Annotated in this window: 18 protein-coding genes; 7 read left to right on the top strand and 11 right to left on the bottom strand. The window is 57.1% G+C overall.

The window, feature by feature from the left end; all coding sequences use genetic code 11:
- Positions 1-15: 15 nt before the first annotated feature.
- Positions 16-2,058 carry an AsmA family protein gene (locus USH94_RS16900; protein WP_111963704.1) on the top strand — a complete coding sequence of 681 codons (2,043 nt, stop codon included), beginning with the start codon at positions 16-18 and terminating at the stop codon, positions 2,056-2,058.
- A gap of 60 nt (positions 2,059-2,118) precedes the next feature.
- On the opposite strand, the gene USH94_RS16895 is transcribed toward USH94_RS16900, so the two are convergent.
- The 3 genes from USH94_RS16895 to USH94_RS16885 all read right to left on the bottom strand — a co-directional run bounded on the left by USH94_RS16895 (position 2,119) and on the right by USH94_RS16885 (position 5,677).
- Positions 2,119-3,441: an MFS transporter gene (locus tag USH94_RS16895; RefSeq protein ID WP_111963705.1), complete on the bottom strand. Its 1,323-nt coding sequence runs from the start codon at positions 3,439-3,441 to the stop codon at positions 2,119-2,121.
- A 260-nt stretch (positions 3,442-3,701) separates the two neighbouring features.
- On the bottom strand, positions 3,702-4,727 hold the full coding sequence (gene yhjD / locus USH94_RS16890) for an inner membrane protein YhjD (RefSeq protein ID WP_111963706.1): 1,026 nt from the start codon (positions 4,725-4,727) through the stop codon (positions 3,702-3,704).
- Between the two features lie 50 nt (positions 4,728-4,777).
- A complete protein-coding gene (locus tag USH94_RS16885; RefSeq protein WP_111963707.1) occupies positions 4,778-5,677 on the bottom strand; it encodes a LysR family transcriptional regulator in 900 nt (299 codons plus the stop codon).
- Between the two features lie 119 nt (positions 5,678-5,796).
- Between USH94_RS16885 and USH94_RS16880 the strand changes: the two genes are divergently transcribed.
- A complete protein-coding gene (locus USH94_RS16880; protein WP_111963708.1) occupies positions 5,797-6,555 on the top strand; it encodes an SDR family NAD(P)-dependent oxidoreductase in 759 nt (252 codons plus the stop codon).
- Between the two features lie 263 nt (positions 6,556-6,818).
- Here USH94_RS16880 and USH94_RS16875 read toward each other — a convergent pair whose 3' ends face one another.
- Positions 6,819-7,358 (bottom strand): GNAT family N-acetyltransferase, encoded by a 540-nt coding sequence (locus tag USH94_RS16875; RefSeq protein ID WP_111963709.1) that lies wholly within the window; start codon positions 7,356-7,358, stop codon positions 6,819-6,821.
- A gap of 148 nt (positions 7,359-7,506) precedes the next feature.
- Between USH94_RS16875 and USH94_RS16870 the strand changes: the two genes are divergently transcribed.
- Complete coding sequence (locus USH94_RS16870; protein WP_111963710.1) at positions 7,507-9,096, top strand: STY4199 family HEPN domain-containing protein; 1,590 nt, start codon at positions 7,507-7,509, stop codon at positions 9,094-9,096.
- Between the two features lie 60 nt (positions 9,097-9,156).
- On the opposite strand, the gene USH94_RS16865 is transcribed toward USH94_RS16870, so the two are convergent.
- The 3 genes from USH94_RS16865 to USH94_RS16855 all read right to left on the bottom strand — a co-directional run bounded on the left by USH94_RS16865 (position 9,157) and on the right by USH94_RS16855 (position 13,254).
- Complete coding sequence (locus tag USH94_RS16865; protein ID WP_111963711.1) at positions 9,157-10,806, bottom strand: alpha,alpha-trehalase; 1,650 nt, start codon at positions 10,804-10,806, stop codon at positions 9,157-9,159.
- Between the two features lie 181 nt (positions 10,807-10,987).
- A complete protein-coding gene (gene gorA / locus USH94_RS16860) occupies positions 10,988-12,340 on the bottom strand; it encodes a glutathione-disulfide reductase (RefSeq protein ID WP_111963712.1) in 1,353 nt (450 codons plus the stop codon).
- Between the two features lie 71 nt (positions 12,341-12,411).
- Positions 12,412-13,254, bottom strand: a complete 843-nt coding sequence (locus tag USH94_RS16855) for a 23S rRNA (adenine(2030)-N(6))-methyltransferase RlmJ (protein WP_032640380.1) — start codon at positions 13,252-13,254, stop codon at positions 12,412-12,414.
- 207 nt (positions 13,255-13,461) lie between these two features.
- Between USH94_RS16855 and prlC the strand changes: the two genes are divergently transcribed.
- Positions 13,462-15,504: an oligopeptidase A gene (gene prlC / locus USH94_RS16850; protein ID WP_111963713.1), complete on the top strand. Its 2,043-nt coding sequence runs from the start codon at positions 13,462-13,464 to the stop codon at positions 15,502-15,504.
- Between the two features lie 7 nt (positions 15,505-15,511).
- A complete protein-coding gene (gene rsmJ / locus USH94_RS16845) occupies positions 15,512-16,264 on the top strand; it encodes a 16S rRNA (guanine(1516)-N(2))-methyltransferase RsmJ (protein WP_181574016.1) in 753 nt (250 codons plus the stop codon).
- Between the two features lie 133 nt (positions 16,265-16,397).
- Here rsmJ and uspA read toward each other — a convergent pair whose 3' ends face one another.
- A complete protein-coding gene (uspA, locus tag USH94_RS16840) occupies positions 16,398-16,835 on the bottom strand; it encodes a universal stress protein UspA (RefSeq protein ID WP_003861223.1) in 438 nt (145 codons plus the stop codon).
- 283 nt (positions 16,836-17,118) lie between these two features.
- On the opposite strand from uspA, the gene uspB reads away from it, so the two are divergent.
- Positions 17,119-17,454: a universal stress protein UspB gene (gene uspB, locus USH94_RS16835; protein WP_003861224.1), complete on the top strand. Its 336-nt coding sequence runs from the start codon at positions 17,119-17,121 to the stop codon at positions 17,452-17,454.
- Positions 17,455-17,509: 55 nt separating this feature from the next.
- Here uspB and pitA read toward each other — a convergent pair whose 3' ends face one another.
- Positions 17,510-19,009: an inorganic phosphate transporter PitA gene (pitA, locus tag USH94_RS16830; protein WP_111963714.1), complete on the bottom strand. Its 1,500-nt coding sequence runs from the start codon at positions 19,007-19,009 to the stop codon at positions 17,510-17,512.
- A gap of 228 nt (positions 19,010-19,237) precedes the next feature.
- Here pitA and USH94_RS16825 point away from each other — a divergent pair, with 228 nt between their 5' ends.
- A complete protein-coding gene (locus USH94_RS16825) occupies positions 19,238-20,434 on the top strand; it encodes an NAD(P)/FAD-dependent oxidoreductase (RefSeq protein ID WP_111963715.1) in 1,197 nt (398 codons plus the stop codon).
- A 32-nt stretch (positions 20,435-20,466) separates the two neighbouring features.
- Here USH94_RS16825 and USH94_RS16820 read toward each other — a convergent pair whose 3' ends face one another.
- Both USH94_RS16820 and USH94_RS16815 read right to left on the bottom strand, forming a co-directional pair.
- On the bottom strand, positions 20,467-21,405 hold the full coding sequence (locus USH94_RS16820; RefSeq protein ID WP_111963716.1) for an NAD(P)-dependent oxidoreductase: 939 nt from the start codon (positions 21,403-21,405) through the stop codon (positions 20,467-20,469).
- Positions 21,405-22,097: an RraA family protein gene (locus tag USH94_RS16815; RefSeq protein ID WP_111963717.1), complete on the bottom strand. Its 693-nt coding sequence runs from the start codon at positions 22,095-22,097 to the stop codon at positions 21,405-21,407. Before USH94_RS16815 ends, USH94_RS16820 begins: the two co-directional genes overlap by 1 nt.
- Between the last annotated feature and the right edge of the window lie 88 nt (positions 22,098-22,185).

Below are 22,185 nucleotides of genomic sequence, written 5' to 3'. Positions count from 1 at the left end.
GGAAAGGGGATAAAAATGACAAGAACAACCAGGGTAATCTCCTGGACAGCAGGGATTTTCTTGTTGTTGATCGTGGTCGTCGCCATCATTATTGCGACGTTTGACTGGAACCGTCTCAAGCCGACCATCAACCAGAAAGTCTCAACCGAACTGAACCGCCCCTTCGCCATACGCGGTGATTTAGGTGTGGTATGGGAGCGTCAGAAAGAGGAGCCCGGCTGGCGAAGCTGGATCCCCTGGCCACACGTCCATGCCGACGACATCATTCTCGGCAACCCGCCGGACATCCCGGACGTCACCATGGTCCACCTGCCGCGCGTGGAGGCCACGCTAGCGCCGTTAGCGCTTCTGACCAAAACCGTTTATCTGCCGTGGATCAAACTTCAGCAGCCTGATGCGCGTCTGATCCGACTCTCAGAAAAAACCAACAACTGGACGTTTAACCTTGCCAGCGATGGCGACAAGGATCCGAATGCCCAGCCTTCTTCCTGGTCATTCCGTCTCGACAATATTCTTTTCGATCGCGGACGGATCGCCATCGACGATAAGGTCAGCAAGGCCGACGTGGAGATCCTGGTCGATCCGCTGGGCAAGCCGCTGCCGTTTAGCGAGGTCACGGGGACGAAAGCCAAAGGTCACACGGCAAGCGTGGGCGACTATGTCTTCGGCCTGACGGCAAAAGGACGCTACAACGATCAGCCTCTCAGCGGTAAAGGGAAAATTGGCGGCATGCTGGCGCTACGGAGCGAGGGCACGCCGTTCCCGGTGCAGGCGGACTTCCGTTCCGGTAACACCCGCGTGGCGTTCGTGGGAACGGTTAACGACCCGATGAACATGGGCGGCGTTGACCTTCAGCTTAAATTTGCCGGTGATTCGCTGGGCGAGCTGTATGAACTGACCGGCGTACTGCTGCCGGATACCCCGCCATTCGAAACGGACGGGCATCTGGTCGCCAAAATCGATACCGAAAAATCGTCCGTTTTTGACTACCGGGATTTTAATGGCCGCATTGGCGACAGCGACATCCACGGCACGCTGACCTACACCACCGGAAAACCGCGCCCGAAACTGGAAGGGGATGTTGAATCCCGTCAGCTGCGTCTGGCCGATCTTGGTCCGTTGATTGGCGTGGATTCGGGCAAAGGCACAAAGTCCAAAGAGGTCAAAAAGGACGTTCAGCCTGCGGGTAAAGTATTGCCTTACGATCGTTTCGAAACCGACAAATGGAACGTAATGGATGCGGATGTACGCTTCAAAGGCGGGAAAATTGAACATGGCAGTACGCTGCCGATCAGCAATCTTTCGACCCATATCCTCCTCAAAAACGCCGACCTGCGCCTTCAGCCACTGAAGTTCGGCATGGCGGGTGGGACGATTTCCTCGAACATTCACCTGGAAGGCGATAAGAAGCCGATGCAGGGACGGGCGGAGATCCAGGCGCGTCGATTGAAGCTGAAAGAGCTGATGCCGAACGTAGAGTTGATGCAGAAAACCCTCGGTGAAATGAACGGTGATGCCGACATTCGCGGCGTGGGTAACTCCGTGGCGGCGCTGCTGGGCAGCGGCAACGGAAACCTGAAGCTGCTGATGAACGACGGGCTGGTGAGCCGAAACCTGATGGAGATCCTGGGGCTGAACGTCGGTAACTACGTCGTCGGGCAAATCTTCGGCGATGACGAGGTGCGGGTGAACTGCGCGGCGGCCAATCTGGATCTGGTGAACGGCGTGGCGCGCCCGCAGATTTTTGCCTTCGACACGGAAAACGCGGTGATTAACGTGACCGGTACCGCCAGCATGGCTTCGGAGCAGCTTGATCTGACGATTGACCCGGAGAGTAAGGGGATCCGTATTATCACGCTGCGCTCGCCGCTGTACGTGCGCGGGACCTTCAAAAATCCGCAGGCGGGCGTGAAGCCAGGGCCGCTGATTGCGCGCGGTGCCGTGGCTGCGGCCCTTGCGACGCTGGTCACCCCAGCCGCAGCGCTGCTGGCACTGATTTCGCCGTCAGAGGGCGAGGCGAATCAGTGTAGGACCATTTTGTCGCAGATGAAGAAATAGCTCCCTTTCTCCCTCTCCCTGTGGGAGAGGACCGGGGTGAGGGCATCAGGCCGCAGTGAATTACAGAGCCTGGTGCTTCGTCTCGTGCGTCAGCAGCAGCGCAATCAGCGTCAGCGCCGCCATGGCCGCAAGATAGACGCCCACATAGAACAGACCATAGTTTGCCTGCAGCCAGGTGGCGATATATGGCGCAACGGACGCACCCAGAATGGACGAGACGTTATAGGAGAACGACGCGCCGGTATAACGTACTTCAGTCGGGAACAGCTCGGGCAGCAGCGCGCCCATCGGGCCGAAGGTCAGCCCCATCAGGCTCAGGCCAATCAGCAGATAGGCCATCACCAGCGCCGGGCTACCTGAACCCAGCAGCGGCGGGAAGACGAACAGGGCAAACAGAACGATCAGCGTGGTGATCGTAATCATGCTCGCACGACGACCGAATTTATCCGCCAGCAGGCCCGCAATCGGAACCATCACGCCAAAGCCGATCACCGCCATCATCAGCATCCACAGCACTTCGTTACGCGGCAGCCCCAGCCCAACCGGCGCAGCGGCGGTACTGAACGTCATGGAGTAGACGGTCATGATGTAGAACAGCGTATAGGTGGCGAGCATGATAAACGTGCCCAGCACGGTCACGCGAACGTGTTTGGTCAGAAGCGTACCCAGCGGTACTTTTACCTGCTTGTTCGCCGCGGCCACTTTCGCGAAGACAGGCGTTTCATGCAGAGAAACACGCACATACAGGCCAATCAGCACCAGCACGGCTGAGAAGATAAACGGAATACGCCAGCCCCAACTCATGAACTGTTCATCCGTCAGCAGCCAGGAGAGCAGCAGGAACGTCCCGTTGGCAAAGAAGAAGCCAATCGGAGCGCCAAGCTGCGGGAATGAGCCATACAGCGCGCGCTTGCGCGCCGGGGCGTTCTCGGTCGCCAGCAGCGCCGCGCCGCCCCATTCACCACCCAACCCCAGACCTTGCCCAAAACGCGCCAGCGCCAGCAGGACCGGCGCCAGAATACCGATGGTTTCGTAGGTCGGCAGCAGGCCGATGGCTACGGTGGAGATCCCCATCGTCAGCAGCGAGGCCACCAGCGTGACTTTGCGGCCGATGCGATCGCCAAAGTGTCCAAACAGCGCAGAGCCAATCGGACGCGCAACAAACGCAATCGCAAAGGTCGCCAGAGACTGCAGCGTGGCCGCCGTCGGATCGCCCTGCGGGAAGAAAATGTGCGGGAATACGATGACCGCGGCGGTGGCATAAATATAGAAGTCGAAGAACTCAATGGCGGTGCCAATCAGCGATGCGACGACGACTTTATTGCGCGAATTTACCGGAACGTTTTCCGTTTCTGAGTCGAGTGTGGTGGCGGTTGCTTGCATAATATTTTCTTATTTTTGTCGAACGAAAGGCCATATTACGCACAGCAAAAGCGACATTTCAATCTGTAACAAAGCCGCGACCCGGTGATAAAAACAGCAAAAAGCGGATAATTTTCAGACCAGCCAAAACACGTCTATGAAATGCTTAACAGATTTTAAATATCAGTCAATTAAACTGGTTTTCGGTTAAATAAAAGTTACGGGCTGGATTTATATGCTGAAATGATGAATCGGGCTGAAATTTCAGCCCGATGGCGGGGCTAGCGGTGCGTTTTGCCGGGCATTCGCGTGTCGCCTTTGTACTCGGCGGTGGCAATCCATGCCGCGCAGAACAGTGTCAGGCGGGCGAAGAAGTAGAAGAAGGCCATCAGTCCCAGCACCGAGCCAAACGCCGCGCCGGAAGGGGATTTAACCAGTGACGGCAGGGTGTAAGTCATCACGATTTTGATCACCTCAAAGCCGATCGCCGCAATCAATGTGCCGCGGAGCAGCGCCTTCTTGCGCGGACGATGGCGGGGCAAGCGCCAGAAGATCCAGAAGAACAGCAGGTAGTTGGCGAAGATGGAAATAGCCAGCCCAATGCCGCGCCAGGCGGGCTTCAGCCATTCGATGTAATCCAGATAGAGCGCGGAGATGATCATCTGCTGCGCCGAGCCCGCCACGGAGGTAATGGAAAGCGTCACGATGAGCGCGACCAGCAGGCCAATCAGCGAAACAAAGTCGCGGAGATACTTGACCCAGATTTTCTCCTGGTCCTGCGGCTTACGCTCCCAGACGTCGCGCGACTGGGCGCGAATGGCCTCGCGCAGGTTGCCCATCCAGTTAACGCCGGAGTAAAGGGCAATCAGCAAACCGACGATGCCGACGGTGGTACGCTGCTGAACGGCGGTATTGATAGTGCTTTTGAGCGTACTGGCAAGGGTCGGGTCACTGACGTTATTCAGGATCTTATTGAAGATATCCTGCAGTAGCGTCGGGTGCGACGCGAGGACAAAACCGGCTGCCGCGAACGACACCATCAGGATCGGTATCATAGACAGGAAGGAAAAATAGGTGATGGCGGCACCAAACTGGTTTCCCATGCGGTCATTAAAGCGCTCGGTTGCGCGTATCAGATGCGCCACCATGGGAAACTGCTGAATTCTCGCGGCGATGCCGGTGACGGTCCCCAGCGCTTTGCTGGCGGTACCTGGCGTTTTGGCCTCTTCGGGCCCGGTTTCCATCTTTTTGACGGGCTCATACTCTAAATGTTGGGTGGGTCGTTGCGGGTTGTTTTCCGGCGTCACGCGTCTTTTCCTTTTCGTTTGGCTGGATGTTATTGAATTATAGCTTGCGACTAGTCCACGTAAGCTTTTGTGAGTTCGGTTAGCCACTCCATGAACAGATGGACCCGGCGGGAGAGGTTGCGCCGGTGGGGATAAATCAGGGAAACAGGCATCGGTTCGGCCCGGTATTGCGGGAGGATCTCAATCAGCTTCTTCGCGCGCAGTAAATCGCGCACCCCAACCCGCGGCACCTGAATAATGCCCAGTCCGGCGAGACAGGCAGCCTGGTAAGTTTCCGTGCTGTTGACGGTTAAGACCCCGCCCGTTTTTATCCACTGTGTTGTACTGCCGTTATAAAACTCAAAGCTCTGTGGGCGTGTTCCCAGCGTAGCGGTGTAGTGAATAACGGCGTGCGAGCCTAAATCGTCCAGGGTTTCCGGGTAGCCAAAACGCGCCAGATAGTCCGGGCTGGCGCAGTTAATCACCGACAGCTTGCCCAGTGGACGGGCAATCAGCCCTGAATCCTTCAGCGTGCCGACGCGTACCACGCAATCAAACCCTTCGCGGATCACATCCACCAGACGATCGCTGCTGCTGAGCTCCAGTTCAATGCCAGGATAGTGCTGCAGAAAAGCAGGCAGTTTGGGGATGACTAAATTTCGAGCAACGCCGACGGGCATATCCACGCGGAGCCGGCCGCTGATGCTGGAGGGATCGTGCTGAAACATACCGTCGAGTTCATCAAGGTTTGCCAGCAGATCTTTTGCCCGCTCGTAATAGACCATGCCGTCCTGCGTCAGGCTGACGCGGCGCGTGGTGCGGTGTAATAGCTGAGTGCCAAGCCGGTTTTCCAGGGCCTGAATCTGCCGTGAGACGCTGCCTTTTGGCAGGGTTAATGTTTCGGCTGCGCGGGAAAAACTCTCCAGTTCCGCGACGCGGACGAACAACTGCATTGCGTGAATTTTATCCATAGACGAAGCTCATTGTTGTTTCTGCTGAAACAGTGAAGCGTTTTAATCCATCTTTATTGACTTTCTATCACCTAATAAGCTCTTTCTCAATCTCCTTAACAGCCAAAACGAGGTTTATGATGAGTGAACGTATCGCATTAGTGACGGGTGGTAGTCGTGGTCTGGGTAAAAACGCTGCATTAAAGCTGGCGGCAGACGGCACGGGAATCATCCTGACATACAACCGTAGCCAGCAGGAAGCGCTGGATGTTGTGCATGAAATTCAGCAAAAAGGCGTCAACGCAGCGGCATTACAGCTTAACGTCGGGGATATCACGGGATTTGAACATTTTGCCCAACAGCTTCAGGAAACCCTTAGGACCGTCTGGCAGCGTGAAACCTTTGACTATTTATTGAACAATGCCGGGACGGGTTTATATGCACCCTATGCCGACACGACGGAAGCCCAGTTTGATGAAGCGTTGAACATTCATTTCAAAGGGCCTTTCTTCCTGACCCAGCGCCTGCTGCCGCTGCTTAACGACGGGGGACGTATCCTCAACGTCTCCAGCGGGCTGGCCCGTTTTACCCAGCCGGGCTCAGGGACCTACGCGGCCATGAAGGGGGCGATGGAAGTGCTGACGCACTATCAGGCGAAAGAGCTGGGCGCGCGCGGCATTTCCGTCAATATCATTGCGCCTGGCGCGATAGAAACAGACTTTGGCGGCGGACGCGTGCGCGACAACGCGGAGCTGAATCAGTTGCTGGCCTCGCAGACGGCGCTGGGACGGGTGGGTCTACCGGACGATATCGGTGATGCCATTGCGGCACTGCTCAGCGATAAGCTGGGCTGGATGAATGCGCAACGTATTGAAGTGTCAGGCGGTATGTTCCTGTGATGCCCGGACTTAAGGGGAAGGAACCTCTTAAGGAACCCTTAATATGGATGTGTCTGCCACTGACAGCGATAAAGAACGCAGGCAGCCATAGACGATAACCCATTTTCATCACGATATTTCTCCAGAGAAAGACCCTGATGTTTTTTATTAACGCAATGGCCGCAGAAAATATTTTCAGCGCATGACGTTTGATATTCGTTTCCTCTTAATAGCGACCCTGAAGAGGAAACGACGTCCGGAAATATCGGCTAAATTACTATTGGTCAGGAATTATTATTCAGGTATTCCTGCTGTAATAAACCAAATAGCCAGTCATTTTGCCAGCGCCCCGCAAGATAATAGCTCTCACGTAATTCACCTTCCAGGTGAAAGCGGGCTTTTTCCAGCAGGCGTCTTGAAGCAGCGTTTCCCGCTGTTACGGTGGCGGTGAGTCGCCGTATACCGCCCTGAAGAAAAGCGTAATCGCAAAGCGCCTTCAGGGATTCAAAGCCGTAACCTTTCCCCTGCGCCTCGGGGGCGAAAAGGAAGCCCACTTCGGCGCAGTCCTCCTCCCGATGAATATACCCGGTAACGCCCAGCGGGGTCAGTGAGGCGGTGTCACGTACGACGAGGCAAAGCCAGTGCGCGCTGCCCGGAGCCCATGGCATCAGGCGCGAATCAAACGCCTCTCGTATCGCCGCGACGGGGCGGTCTTCCGCCACAAAGCGCATAACGTCCGGGTGCTGCTGTAACGCCAGAAAAAAGGGCCAGTCTTGTTCCTGCAGGGGCGAACAGGTAAGGCGAGAGGTAATTAAAACCGGCATTCAGATTCTCCTGAAACATTTTAAATCATTTTAGGGTTGTCACTTTATTTCAACAGAAAGTCAGGTATGGTTAACCGCGTATAAATAAAAAGAATAAAGGGCGTCTCGCGCCCATTCCTGATGTCTTCGTTGTCGCTTAAGGAAAACAATGACTCTCAGCACATCACACCATATTCGCGAACAGTTTGAACACTGTCTGGCGGTCATTCGCCTTGCGTCGGTGGAAATTTTACTCCTTCTGAATGTACATGCTTCTGAGGGCAAAGATCCACGCTGGTTTCTGGAACAACTCGACAGCGCGCGATTAGCTTTGGGCGGCTGGGGAGCCGTTGCGAAAAAACTCAACCTGAATGATGCCGAGATGTCGGAATTTACGCTCCAGCTGCGCCTGCTGCAGCAGCGCGTACCGCAGTATGAAAGCGGACAGGATGTGAGTGAAAACCAGCTTATTGCGGCGATGCGGTTTGTGACCGCGCTGGAACATCTTCGTCTTCAGCAGCCGCTGTTGACCTATAGCACGGAGCTGGCACCGGGCAGCGAACTCCAGCAGCAGCAGGCGCACAAGCAGGTACGCGCAATTGAGCTGATGCTTAAAGGGCTTATCCAGCAGGCCTGGCCCGATCAGGTAAAGCTGAACAACCATCTTAAGACCCTGTTTAACGCTGACCGCGTAAGGCGCTGGCTGAAGCTTGGCGAGATCAACGATGTCCTGAGCGGCATGATGTTCAGCGAGCTGGCGCAGATGCTGGTGGATAAAAAAGAGTTCAGCCGCTATTACGCTTCGCTTTTCAGCGACCCGTCCATGCTGACGCTGCTGGTTGAACCACGCAAAACGCTGCAAACCTTTCTCGACGATATTCGGCAAATCCGCAACAGCATCACCGTTCAGAAGACGTTAAGCTCGGCGCAAATTCAGCTGCTGGACAACTACTACGCGCAGATCGCGCGGCCCGTTCAACGCGCGTTTGAAGAGGGGAGAACGCGCGTTAATCCGGCAGGATTCATGGCGGTAGATGCCAGTGAATTGCATACCTTCTGGGAAAAGGCGCAGAAAATGGATCGGGTTACCGGTGGGGATCTGTTTGAAGTCCGTGACACCATTGAAAAGCCGACCCAGCGCGCGCCGCGCACCCCCGAACAACGCGAGCAGCTCATTTCCGGTGCGCTATGGGGGGCGGTTGGCGTTATGGTGATTGCCATTGTGGCAGGGGGCTTCTGGCTGGTGACCAGCAGCAAGCCGCAGCCAGCGGCCGTCAGCGCGGCTGAAGCGGCTCCACCGCAGGAAATGCGTGAGACGCCTTCCTCGCGCGAAACGCTCACGCGCATGGGGGTGACCTGGGACGAGAATAATTTCCGCTCGGCTATTAACCGCAACGATACCCGCGTGACCCAGCTCTTTTTGCAGGGCGGTATGGACTGGAAGCTGTCCTGGACTGAAGAGGCGATGTCGGCAGGCCATGACGACGTGCTGGAGCTGATGTTACGCTACCGGCAAAACATGGTGGAAGAGAAGCCGTGTCGCCGCTTCATCAACACGCTCAGCCACGCGATGTCGAACGGCGAGTCTCTGACCTCGGTACGTAAAGAGTATCTTAAAGCGTTCTGCACCGTGCCTGCCGTAGTGAAACGCCAGCAGCACGATCTCGACATGGCCACACGCCGCGCGCAGTCACAGCCGGATGCCACCACCAAAAAATGGCAGTCTATTCAGAGCGCCATTTATGAGGTGATTCGCTAACATTTTCCCCTCACCCCAGCCCTCTCCCCGGAGGGCGAGGGGGAAAAGACCGCACCCTGCTCAAGGCTCCCCATACAAACCAATCAGCCGCCGCACCACGCCGTTTGTCCAGCCGAAACCGTCCTGCAGCGGATACTCACCCCCGCCACCTTCGCGCGGCGTGCTGCTGGCGATGTGGTACTTCTCAATCAGCTTGTGGTGCGTCTTGTAGAAATGGTTCACCGTATGCAGCCAGCTCCAGGCGATCTCATCCCCCAGCGAGTCGTTGCCGTACTGCTTGAATCCCTGAATCGCCATCCACTGCAGCGGCGCCCAGCCGTTGGGTTTATCCCACTGCTCGCTGGTTTCGTACTCGGTCGCCAGAATTCCGCCCGGGGTCAGCAGACGCGCCTTGACTGCATCCGACAAGCGTTCCGCCTGCTCGTGAGTTGCCATGCCAACGTACAGCGGCACGATGCTGGCGGCAGAAAACAGCGCCAGCTCTTCGCGCCGCCAGTCATAATCGCGGTAACAGCCGCTCTCCTCGTCCCACAGATAGCGGTTCACCGCCGCGCGGCGATCGTTGGCTTTCTGGCGGAATTCCTCTGCCGTCTCTTTATCCCCTTTCGACGCCGAGATGTTGGCGATAGCGCTTTCCAGTTTGAACAGGAAGGCGTTCAGATCGATGGGGATGAACTGCGTCGTGCGGATGCTGGCGAGACGCGACGGATCGCGCAGCCAGCGGGACGAGTAATCCCAGCCGGACGCCGCACCCGCGCGCAGGTCGCGATACACCTCATTTGGCGGACGGCCCGAGTGGCGCGCGGTTTCCACGTCCTCGATCCACGATTCGTCGCGCGGGGTATCGCGGTCATCCCAGTAGCGGTTGAGCAGTGAACCGTCCGGCATGCGCACGGCGCTGCGGTATGCCTGATTAAGCAGCAGCGACTCCGCACCGTCCATCCAGAAGGCGTACTCCATTTTGAGGTGATCAAGATAGCGTTTCGCACCGCGCACGCCGTCCTCCTCAAACAGCTCCACCATCAGCGCAAAGACCGGCGGCTGTGAGCGGCTGAGATAATAGGTGCGGTTGCCGTTGGGGATATGCCCGTAGCGTTCTATCAGCCAGGCGAAGTTGTCCGCCATACATTTGAGCAGATCGTTACGGCCGCTCTCCGCCAGCCCCAGCATGGAGAAATAAGAATCCCAGTAGTAGGTCTCGCTGAAGCGCCCGCCGGGGACGATATAGGCCTGCGGCAGCGCCAGCAGGGAAGACCAGGGAATATGATCCTGCGGCTCGCGCGTCAGCACTGGCCACAGGTTATCAATGTGCTCTTTCAGGGAAAGTCCCGGGTCGGAGACATATTCTGTGCCGTACGTTTCCGGCATCCAGAAGTGGTTTTCCACAAACTGGCGCAGGTCGAAATCCCGGTGGCGTCTGACCTTGCGGTAGCGGATCAGGATATCCAGCGGATCCATCTTCGGCGCGCAGTCGGGGAAGGTTTTACTGTCCGCAAACAGCCGCGTCGACTGCACGTGTTCGAACAGTTCAAGATAGCGGTCTGCGGGCGTCAACGCATCGGAGGCGGGTAGCCCCTCGATCATTTCGGGTTCCGGCTCCGCCTCAATCATTTCATCCAGTTTCAACTCGCAGGGATCGGTCTCGTAGCGCAGCTCTTCTGCAATCTCGAACTCGATGTTCTCGGTAGCCTGTAGTTTCTGGTTGAACATGGTGATAGGGACCTCCGGTTGTGTGTTCAAAAGACAGGTTTATCCGGGCGTCTTATAAGCGTAGACATTCGCTTCGGTAGATGGGGAGGGAAATGTGCGGTAGATCACTATTTTCGGAGCATTCGTTTTGCAACGATTTATGAATGTTAAAAAAATGCCCCTCCGGGGAGGGGCATCAGGATTAACGCATGGTCACAAACTCTTCCGCGGCCGTCGGGTGGATTGCCACAGTATTATCGAAGTCTTTCTTGGTTGCGCCCATCTTCAGCGCCACGGCGAAGCCCTGCAAGATCTCATCCATGCCGAAGCCAATGCCGTGGATACCGACAATCTTCTCTTCCGGGCCGACGCAGACCAGCTTCATGCGGCACGGCTGACGGTGCGAGGTGACGGCGGTATACATTGCGGTGAACGCCGATTTATACACTTTCACCTGGTCGTCGCCGTACTGCTCGCGCGCCTGCGGCTCGGTTAAGCCGACGGTGCCGATTGGCGGATGGCTGAAGACCACGGTCGGGATGTTGCTGTAGTCCAGATGCTCGTCCGGCTTGTTGTTAAACAGGCGCTCGGAGAGACGACGACCCGCCGCAACGGCGACCGGCGTCAGCTCAACCGCACCGGTATTGTCGCCGACCGCGTAAATGCCCGGTACGCTGGTGTTCTGGAATTTATCGACGACGATATAGCCTTTATCGTCGGTTTTCACGCCAGTCACGCCCAGGTTGAAGTTATCGTTCGCCGGTTCACGGCCAATCGCCCAGATCAGGCAATCAACGGTCTGGCTGCGACCATCTTCCAGCTCAAGCGTCAGGCTTCCGTCCGCGTTTTTCACCACCGCTTTTGGTACGGCGTTGGTGTGCAGGGTTGGGCCTTCGGTGTTCATCACTTCAACCAGCGTATCGACAATCAGCGGGTCGAAGCTGCGCAGCGGCGCGTGTTTACGTACGAACAGGTGCGCTTCTGCGCCCAGGCCGTTAATCACACCGGCCAGTTCAACCGCGATGTATCCCGCGCCTACCACGGCAACGCGCTCAGGCAGGGCTGGCAGCTCGAAGAAACCGTCGGAGTCGATGCCGTATTCCACGCCCGGGATGTTCGGGTGGCTCGGACGACCGCCGGTGGCGATCAGGATGTGATCGGCGGTGATCGTCTCGCCGTTCACTTCGATCGTTTTCGCGTCAACGAAGCGAGCGAAACCGTGGATAACGTCGACGTTATTTTTCCCCAGCACGTTGTCGTACGAGGTGTGAATGCGATCGATGTACGCGGTACGGCTGGCGATCAGCTTGTCCCAGTCGAAGCGGTTGATGGTGGTGTCAAAGCCGTAGTCCGGGCCATACATATGGATAGCTTCACGGATCTGCGCCGCATGCCACATCACCTTCTTCGGTACACAACCCACGTTCACGCAGGTGCCGCCCAGCGCTTTGGCTTCAATCAGCGCGCACTTCTGGCCGTACATGGCCGCGCGGTTGATGGAGGCGATGCCGCCGCTGCCGCCGCCGATTGCGATGTAGTCATAATGCTTAGTCATAGCTTTTGTCCTTAATCGTGAATTGCCGCGATTGTATACCTGAAATCAATAGTTTCCACCGATGGCTGCGATTACTCCGGCACTATCCAACTGACGGTAGCGTGGCCTGTACCCGCCGGCACCAGCGTTTTATGCAGCCACGGCAGCACGTTGTTCATCTGCGCTTCGAGCTTCCACGGCGGGTTGATTACAATCATGCCGGAGGCGGTCATACCGCGCTGATCGCTGTCCGGACGTACCGCCAGCTCGATCTGCAGGATCTTGCGGATGCCGGTCGCTTCCAGGTCTTTGATCATGCGTTTGATCTGCGCGCGCAGCACCACCGGATACCACAGGGCGTATGTCCCGGTGGCGAAGCGCTTGTAGCCTTCGTGGATACCGGTTACCACCGCCTGATAGTCGGTTTTAATTTCGTACGGCGGGTCGATGAGCACCAGGCCGCGACGGGAAACCGGCGGCAGTTTGGCCTTCAGCTGCTGGTAGCCGTCGGCTTTTTCGACGCGGGCGCGGCTGTCTTTCTGGAATTCTGAACGCAGCAGCGGGAAGTCGCTCGGGTGCAGCTCGGTCAACTGGAGGCTGTCCTGCTCGCGCAGCAGCTGGCGGGCAATCAGCGGCGAGCCCGGGTAATAACGCAGCTGGCCGTTGCGGTTGAAGTGGTTCACCACGCCGATGTACGGCTCCAGCTCGGCAGGCAGGTCGTCCTGCTGCCAGATGCGGGCAATCCCTTCCAGATATTCACCGGTACGCTCGGCATGCTCACCGCTCAGCTGATAACGGCCCGCGCCCGCATGGGTGTCCAGATAGAGAAATGGCTTCTCTTTCTCTTTGAGCGATTCGATGATCAGGCTCTGAACGGTGTGTTTAAGGACGTCGGCGTGGTTGCCTGCGTGGAAGCTGTGGCGATAACTGAGCATGGGTAATGATATTCCGCTGAATTGACGATTTGCCACAGTTTACAGCAGAACGGCAAAGATTACCCGTAGGCCCGGTAAGCGCAGCACCACCGGGCTCTTTTCGACAACGTCCGGCATTGAAATCCTCTACACTTAACCCCATTCTAGATCCCATATGCACAGCGCCGGATGCGCGCTTCATTCACCTATTTCAACAGGACAGCGTTTATGACCAATCCATTACTGACGCCTTTTTCGTTGCCACCGTTTTCTAAAATCCTCCCCGAGCATGTGGTTCCAGCGGTTACGCAATCGCTGGATAACTGCCGCGCGGCGGTAGAAAGCGTGGTCGCGCAGGGCGGGCCGTACACCTGGGAAAATCTGTGTCAGCCGCTGGCCGAAGTGGACGACGTGCTGGGGCGTATCTTCTCCCCGGTAAGCCACCTGAACTCGGTAAAAAACAGCCCGGAACTGCGCGAAGCCTACGAACAGACCCTGCCGCTGCTCTCTGAATACAGCACCTGGGTCGGCCAGCACGAAGGGCTCTACAAAGCCTACCGCGACCTGCGCGACGGCGACCACTATGCCGAACTGAACACGGCGCAGAAAAAATCGGTCGATAACGCCCTGCGTGATTTCGAGCTGTCCGGGATTGGCCTGCCAAAAGAGAAACAAACCCGCTACGGTGAAATCGCCGCGCGCCTGTCCGAACTGGGCAACCAGTACAGCAACAACGTGCTCGACGCCACCATGGGCTGGACGAAGCTGATTACCGACGAAGCGGAGCTGGCAGGCATGCCGGAAAGCGCGCTGGCGGCGGCAAAAGCCCAGGCCGAGGCGAAAGAGCAGGACGGTTTCCTGCTAACCTTGGATATCCCGAGCTATCTGCCGGTAATGACCTACTGCGACAACCAGGCCCTGCGCGAAGAGATGTACCGCGCCTACAGCACCCGCGCCTCCGATCAGGGGCCGAATGCCGGTAAGTGGGACAACAGCCCGGTCATGGCGGAAATCCTCGCCCTGCGCCACGAGCTGGCCCAGCTGCTGGGCTTCGAAAACTACGCCGATAAATCCCTCGCCACCAAAATGGCGGAGAACCCGCAGCAGGTGCTCGACTTCCTGACCGATCTGGCGAAACGCGCCCGTCCGCAGGGTGAAAAAGAGCTGGCCCAGCTGCGCGCCTTCGCGAAAGCGGAGTTCGGCGTGGACGAGCTGCAGCCGTGGGATATCGCGTACTACAGCGAAAAACAGAAGCAGCACCTCTACAGCATCAGCGACGAGCAGCTGCGCCCGTACTTCCCGGAAAACAAAGCCGTGAACGGCCTGTTTGAAGTGGTGAAGCGCATCTATGGCATCACCGCCAAAGAGCGTACCGATATCGACGTCTGGCATCCGGACGTGCGCTTCTTCGAACTGTATGACGATAAAAACGAACTGCGCGGCAGCTTCTACCTCGATCTCTACGCGCGTGAGAACAAGCGCGGGGGGGCGTGGATGGACGACTGCGTGGGCCAGATGCGTAAAGCAGACGGTTCTCTGCAGAAGCCGGTCGCCTACCTGACCTGTAACTTCAACCGTCCGGTGAACGGCAAACCTGCGCTCTTTACCCACGATGAAGTGATCACCCTGTTCCACGAGTTCGGTCACGGCCTGCACCATATGTTGACCCGCATCGAAACCGCAGGCGTGGCAGGCATCAGCGGTGTACCGTGGGATGCGGTCGAGCTGCCGAGCCAGTTTATGGAAAACTGGTGCTGGGAGCCGGACGCGCTGGCGTTTATCTCCGGTCACTATGAGACCGGCGAACCGCTGCCGAAAGAATTGCTGGATAAAATGCTGGCGGCGAAGAACTACCAGGCGGCGATGTTTATCCTGCGCCAGCTGGAGTTCGGCCTGTTCGATTTCCGCCTGCACGCCGAGTTCAGCCCGGAGCAGGGCGCGAAAATTCTTGAAACCCTGGCCGAGATTAAAAAGCAGGTTGCCGTGATCCCTGGGCCAACCTGGGGCCGCTTCCCGCACGCGTTCAGCCACATCTTCGCTGGCGGCTACGCGGCGGGTTACTACAGCTACCTGTGGGCCGACGTGCTGGCGGCGGATGCCTTCTCTCGTTTCGAAGAAGAGGGAATTTTCAACCGCGAAACCGGCCAGTCGTTCCTCGACAATATCCTGACCCGCGGCGGTTCCGAAGAGCCAATGGTGCTGTTCAAACGCTTCCGCGGCCGCGAGCCGCAGCTGGATGCGATGCTTGAGCATTACGGGATCAAAGGCTGATTGTTACGTGAAGATCTGCTTAGTGGATGAAACGGGCGCCGGAGACGGCGCCTTATCTGTTCTGGCCGCCCGCTGGGGGCTGGAACATGATGAAGATAACCTGATGGCGCTGGTGATGACACCAGAACATCTCGAATTACGTAAGCGCGATGAACCGAAGCTCGGCGGGATTTTCGTCGATTTTGTCGGCGGCGCGATGGCGCACCGGCGCAAGTTCGGTGGCGGTCGTGGTGAAGCGGTGGCCAAAGCGGTTGGCATCAAAGGGAGCTACCTCCCGGACGTGGTCGATGCCACGGCGGGGCTGGGGCGCGATGCGTTTGTGCTGGCATCTGTCGGCTGTCATGTGCGGATGCTGGAGCGTAATCCGGTGGTCGCTGCGCTGCTCGACGACGGGCTGACGCGAGGCTATGCGGACCCGGAAATCGGCCCTTGGTTGCAGGAACGATTGCAGCTGATCCACGCCTCCAGCCTGACGGCGCTGACCGATATCACCCCGCGCCCGCAGGTGGTCTATCTCGACCCGATGTTCCCGCACAAGCAGAAAAGCGCGCTGGTGAAGAAAGAGATGCGGGTGTTTCAGTCTCTGGTGGGGCCTGATTTGGATGCGGATGGCCTGCTGGAGCCGGCTCGCCAGCTGGCGACGAAGCGGGTGGTGGTAAAGCGCCCTGACTATGCGCCGCCGCTGGCGGACGTGGCGACCACTAACGCGGTGACCACCAAAGGGCACCGGTTTGATATTTATCCGGGGACGCCGGAATAGTGCGGGCTGATGCCCTCACCCTAACCCTCTCCCACAGGGAGAGGGAACAAACACTAAAAACGGCAACTATGTTGCCGTTTTGCTTTTACCTTGTAGGCCCGTTAAGCGTTAGCGCCACCGGGCTTTTTTGCGCTTACTCGTCTTCTTCGTCACGCAGCGGAACAATCAGCATATCCACGTGAACGGTATTAATCAGCTGGCGAGCGGAAGACATCAGCTTGCTCCAGAAGTCCTGATGGTGACCGCACACCACCAGGTCCATGTCGTATTTCTTGATCGCATCAACCAATACCTGGCCCAGGTCGCCGCTGCCGCTCAGGGTTTCGGTAATCGGATAGCCCGCGTTGGTGGAGAGTTCGCTCAGGGCGTGGTGCGTCTCTTCGGAGATACGCTTCTGCATGTCGCCTAAATTGACGTCGATCAGACCGGTGTAGAGGTCGGAGTAATTCACATCAACGTGAATCAGCGAAACTTTCGCGTTGTAGGGACGTGCCATGGATACCGCTTTATCAACCAGCACTTTGCTCTCCGGAGAGAGGTCTACCGCGATGAGAATGTGTTTGTAAGCCATAGTGTTACTCCTTCCTTAAGTTATCGATGACTAAATAGGAAAGCCGTCGTCTGATGCTTTCATTACGGCCCAGTTAAACATATTTTTCAAGCTTTGGTGTTGATAACGATTAACCTTGTGGCAAAAAAATTAACGGATCTCCTACACTATTAAATGAGCCGTTCGGATATTAAAACGCGAACCGGATCGACTTTTGGTCATTCTTTCACTGAACTGTCTGTCAGGGCATTGGGGTGCGGTAGCTCAGAAGCCTTGCTTCGTGGGCGGACGCCGGGGAGGATGTATGATTAGCACCGTCGCATTGTTTTGGGCGTTATGCGTGGTTTGCATAGTGAATATGGCGCGCTACTTCTCATCGTTACGTGCGCTGTTAGTGGTACTTCGTGGTTGCGATCCGTTGCTTTATCAGTATGTGGACGGTGGAGGGTTCTTCACCTCGCATGGACAGCCCAGCAAACAGATGCGTCTGGTGGGATACATCTACTACCAGCGCTACCGCGATCATCACGATGAAGAATTTATCCGTCGCTGCGAGCGCCTGCGTCGTCAGTTCATTTTGACCAGTGCCCTGTGTGGCCTGGTCGTCGTCAGCATGATTGCATTGATGATTTGGCACTGAGCATAAAAAAAAGCGGGTCAGTTTCCTGACCCGCTTTTTTGTCGCCTTCAACCGATTAAATCAGCTTCAGCGAAATCCAGTACAGCCCGCCAGAGAGCAGGATGGATGCCGGAAGGGTGAACACCCAGGCCATCAGAATGTTGGTCACGGTTTTGCGCTGCAGGCCGCCACCGTCAACAATCATGGTACCTGCCACGGACGAGGAGAGTACGTGGGTGGTGGATACCGGCATACCGGTGTAACTCGCCAGACCGATAGACACTGCCGCCGTCATCTGCGCGGACATACCCTGCGCATAGGTCATGCCTTTCTTACCGATCTTCTCGCCGATGGTGGTCGCCACACGACGCCAGCCAATCATCGTACCGATACCGAGCGCCAGCGCGACGGCCATGATGATCCAGATTGGCGCGTACTCAATGGTGTTGAGCATATCGCCTTTCAGTTTCTTCAGCAGACGCTGGTCGTCAACATTCACGCCAGGCAGCTTCGCCACTTTATCCGTCACATCAGAGATGCACAGCATAATGCGACGCAGCTGACCACGCTGCTCAACGGTCAGTTTGTCATAACTTTCGATATTGCCCAGCATCCCTTTGGCACGTTCCAGCGCGTTAATCGCGTTTGCCGGATGGCAGTGGAACTCGCCAGGTGCAGTCGTGGCACCGGCTTCCGGAGAAGGGATCAGCTGGTCAACGCCGGTCGCTTTTTTCAGCAGCTCAGGGTGCTGCTGGAAATAGGTTTCAACGTTGTTTACCGCATCACGGGTACGGGTGATTTCGTAGCCGGAGGCATTCATGTTGACCACGAATCCTGCCGGTGCAACGCCAATCAGTACCAGCATCACCAGACCAATGCCTTTCTGACCATCGTTCGCGCCGTGTGAGAAGGCCACGCCGATAGCGGAAATGATCAGGGCAATACGCGTCCAGAATGGCGGCTTTTTCTTGCCGTCTTTCTTTTCACGCTCTGCTGGCGTCAGGTGAATACGGGAGCGTTTTTTGGTATTGCTCCAGTAACGACGCAGGATGAAGATCAGCCCGCCCGCCACCACCAGACCCACGATAGGGGAGACGATGAGAGAGGCAAAGATCCCCAGTACTTTCGGGATATTTAACGCATCAACAACCGAGGTACCGGTCATGAGGGCATTGGTTAACCCGATACCGATAATCGCGCCGATGAGGGTGTGAGAACTGGATGCAGGCAGGCCGAAATACCAGGTACCGAGGTTCCAGATAATTGCAGCAAGCAGCATTGAGAACACCATAGCGAGGCCATGGCCAGAACTAACGTTAAGCAGCAGATCCGTTGGCAGCATATGCACAATCGCATACGCAACGCTCAGCCCGCCCAGGAGGACACCAAAAAAGTTAAATACTGCCGCCATAACAACCGCAAGCTGCGATCGCATTGCGCGAGTGTAGATAACCGTCGCTACTGCGTTTGCAGTGTCGTGGAAGCCGTTGATCGCTTCGTAAAACAGTACAAAAACCAGAGCAAGCAATAATAAAAGCCCGGTATGTAAATCCAGGCCGGCAAACAAATGTAGCATAGGACGTTACGCCATTTTGAGGACATGAACGCGGCGCATTATCCAGGACAAATGCGCGGCGGGCAAAGTGAAATATAGACTTTTTTTGACATACCACCTGATTTGAGAAAAGGGCCAGAAAGGATATTCTTTAAATTTCAATGAAATGCCTTTGTAATATCTTTTTACGCTGGTGTGACCACATAGGAAACTTTACAATCCGCGGCAGTTAACAAAGAGGGTTTTGACGTGGAAAGGTTTGATGCCGTGGTAATTGGCGCCGGTGCGGCGGGTATGTTTTGTGCGGCAATGGCCGGACAGGCGGGTCGTCGCGTGCTGCTGCTGGATAACGGTAAAAAGCCAGGCCGTAAGATCCTGATGTCCGGCGGCGGGCGCTGCAACTTTACTAATCTATATGTTGAACCCGCGGCCTATTTGAGCCAAAACCGTCATTTTTGTAAATCTGCGCTGGCGCGTTATACCCAGTGGGACTTTATCGACCTGGTCGGTAAGCACGGTATCGCATGGCATGAAAAAACGCTGGGACAGCTGTTCTGCGACGACTCCGCGCAGCAGATTGTCGATATGCTGGTGGCCGAGTGCGAGAAGGGCGGCGTGGTCATGCGCCTGCGCACCGAGGTGCTGGAGGTTTCCCGCGACGACCAGGGCTACATGCTGCAGCTCAACGGCGAAACCGTCAGCGCCGATAATCTGGTGATTGCCAGCGGCGGCCTGTCCATGCCGGGGCTGGGCGCTTCCCCGTTCGGCTATAAGATTGCCGAACAGTTTGGCCTGAAGGTCTTGCCCACGCGCGCCGGGCTGGTGCCGTTCACGCTGCATAAACCGCTTCTCGAGCAGCTTCAGACGCTGTCCGGCGTGTCTGTTCCCTCCGTCATTACCGCCGAAGACGGGACGGTGTTCCGCGAAAACCTGCTCTTTACCCATCGCGGCCTCTCCGGCCCGGCGGTACTGCAAATTTCCAGCTACTGGCAGCCGGGGGAGTTTGTCACGGTTAACCTGCTCCCCGATTGCGATCTAGACGCGTTCCTTAATGAGCAGCGTACCGCACACCCGAACCAGAACCTGAAAAACACGCTGGCAATGCAGCTGCCAAAACGTCTGGTGGAATCTTTGCAGGTGCTGGGGCAGATCCCCGACGTGTCGCTCAAGCAGCTTAACAGCCGCGAGCAGGAGATTCTGGTGGAGACCCTGACAAACTGGCGGGTGCAGCCAAACGGGACTGAGGGCTACCGCACCGCGGAAGTTACGCTGGGCGGGGTCGACACGAATGAGCTCTCTTCCCGCACCATGGAAGCGCGCAACGTGCCGGGGCTCTATTTTATTGGCGAAGTGATGGACGTGACCGGCTGGCTCGGCGGGTACAACTTCCAGTGGGCATGGGCAAGTGCCTGGGCGTGTGCTCAGGCGCTGGCAGAAGACAAGTGACATAAGCGCGCTGCCACTCGTCGCGGTTGGCTTTACGGGCTGACGGTGGTGACGTCCATCACGGCCAGAATATTGCTCGCGGCCACGGTCCCCATCTTGATGTATGACGCTGCGGTAACGCCGCCAATATGCGGTGAAATAACCACGTTTTCTACGGACTGCCAGAGATGTGGCGCGGTCAGCGGCTCGTGGGGAAAGCTGTCCAGCGCTGCGCTGTGCAGCGTGCCATCCCGGAGCGCCGCCAGTAACGATTCACTGTGGATCAGTCCGCCGCGTGCCGTATTGACCAGAATGGCGTTCCGCTTGCAGTGTGCGAGCGTCTCGCTATTGATCATCTCCCGATTCTCATCGGTCAGAGGACAGTGCAAAGAGATGACATCGGAACGGGAAAGAAGTCCGGTCAGCGTCTCTGCGCGTTCGCACAGGGCAGGCATGGACTTAGCATAGGGATCGTAAGCCAGCACCTTCATGCCGAAGGCGTGACCAATAGTCGCCACGCGCGAGCCGATAGCGCCCAACCCGATTAGCCCCAGCGTTAAGCCCTCCAGCTCAATGGATTTATGCGTCGCCTTATCCCAGTGCCCGTCCCGCAGCCGCTTGTCCAGAGGCACCACTGACTTTGCGCAGGCGAGGATCAGCGCCCAGGTATGTTCAGCCACTGCTGCCGCGTTTGCGCCTGGGGCCGCGCGGACGGCGATATTGCGTTCGGCCGCTGCCGTCTGGTCTATCACATCGATCCCGCTTCCGTGCTTGGAAATAACCTGCAGAGCCGGGGCGGCATCCATAACCTTCGCGGTGATCCTGCCGTAACGTACCAGAATCGCCACGGGATTGTGTCGTTCACACAGCGCGCTCAGGTCATCTTCTGTCGGCTGGTGGCCCGCAAACACCACCTCAAAGCCCTGCAGCATCACCATGGCCTGCTCCGCCAGGTCGCTTCCGGTAACCAGAACTACGTCTTTGCCCCCCATCACAGCGTCTCCCCGTCGGTCAACATACCGGCCTTACGAAGCGCGTCATCAAGCCAGTGTGGACGCAAATCGCCTTCACGGATGGCGGCAAGACGCCGGGTCTCCGTCTCCAGCTTTTCTTTTGCCAGCGCGATAACTTGCTGAACCTCATCGCGCGGGATGACGACCACGCCGTCGATATCCGCCACAACCAGATCCCCGGCCTGAACCGTCGCCCCGGCGACTGAAATGGGATGATTAACCCGGCCAGAAATTAACTTTGTCGGGCCGCAGGGGTTCAGGCCGGCAGAAAAGACAGGGTAGTGGCCTTTGCTCAGAGAATCGGCGTCACGTACAGCGCCGTCAATAATGATGCCCGCAATGCCGCTTGCCTGAGCCTGAGTAGCCATGATTTCGCCCAGCAGCGCGCAGCTCAGGTCGCCTTTGCCATCGACGACCAGGACGTCGCCGGGCTGCGCAACCGCCATCGCGGCATGAATCGCCAGATTATCCCCCGGACGGACTTCCACGGTGATGGCTGGACCCGCAACGGACATGTGTGGGGCCAGCGGTTTGATGCGGCCATGAAGCGTACCGCGGCGACCGGCCACGTCGGCCAGAATGGCTGCCTGATACTCGGCTGCCCGACGAACATCCTCGGCAGAAACGCGTTCGAACTGGCGATTAATCGGTTTTTTTTCAGAAACGGACATGAATGCCTCCATATTGTTTTACTGAGTACAATGCAGGTGTACAGAACAAAACAACTATAGCGGTGTTGCTTTCCTTTTAGCCAGACCC

Origin of the sequence: Enterobacter sp. 148H3 (assembly GCF_034107425.1) — a bacterium.
Taxonomy (GTDB): Bacteria; Pseudomonadota; Gammaproteobacteria; order Enterobacterales; family Enterobacteriaceae; genus Enterobacter; species Enterobacter vonholyi.
This window is presented reverse-complemented; position numbering and strand designations above follow the sequence as displayed.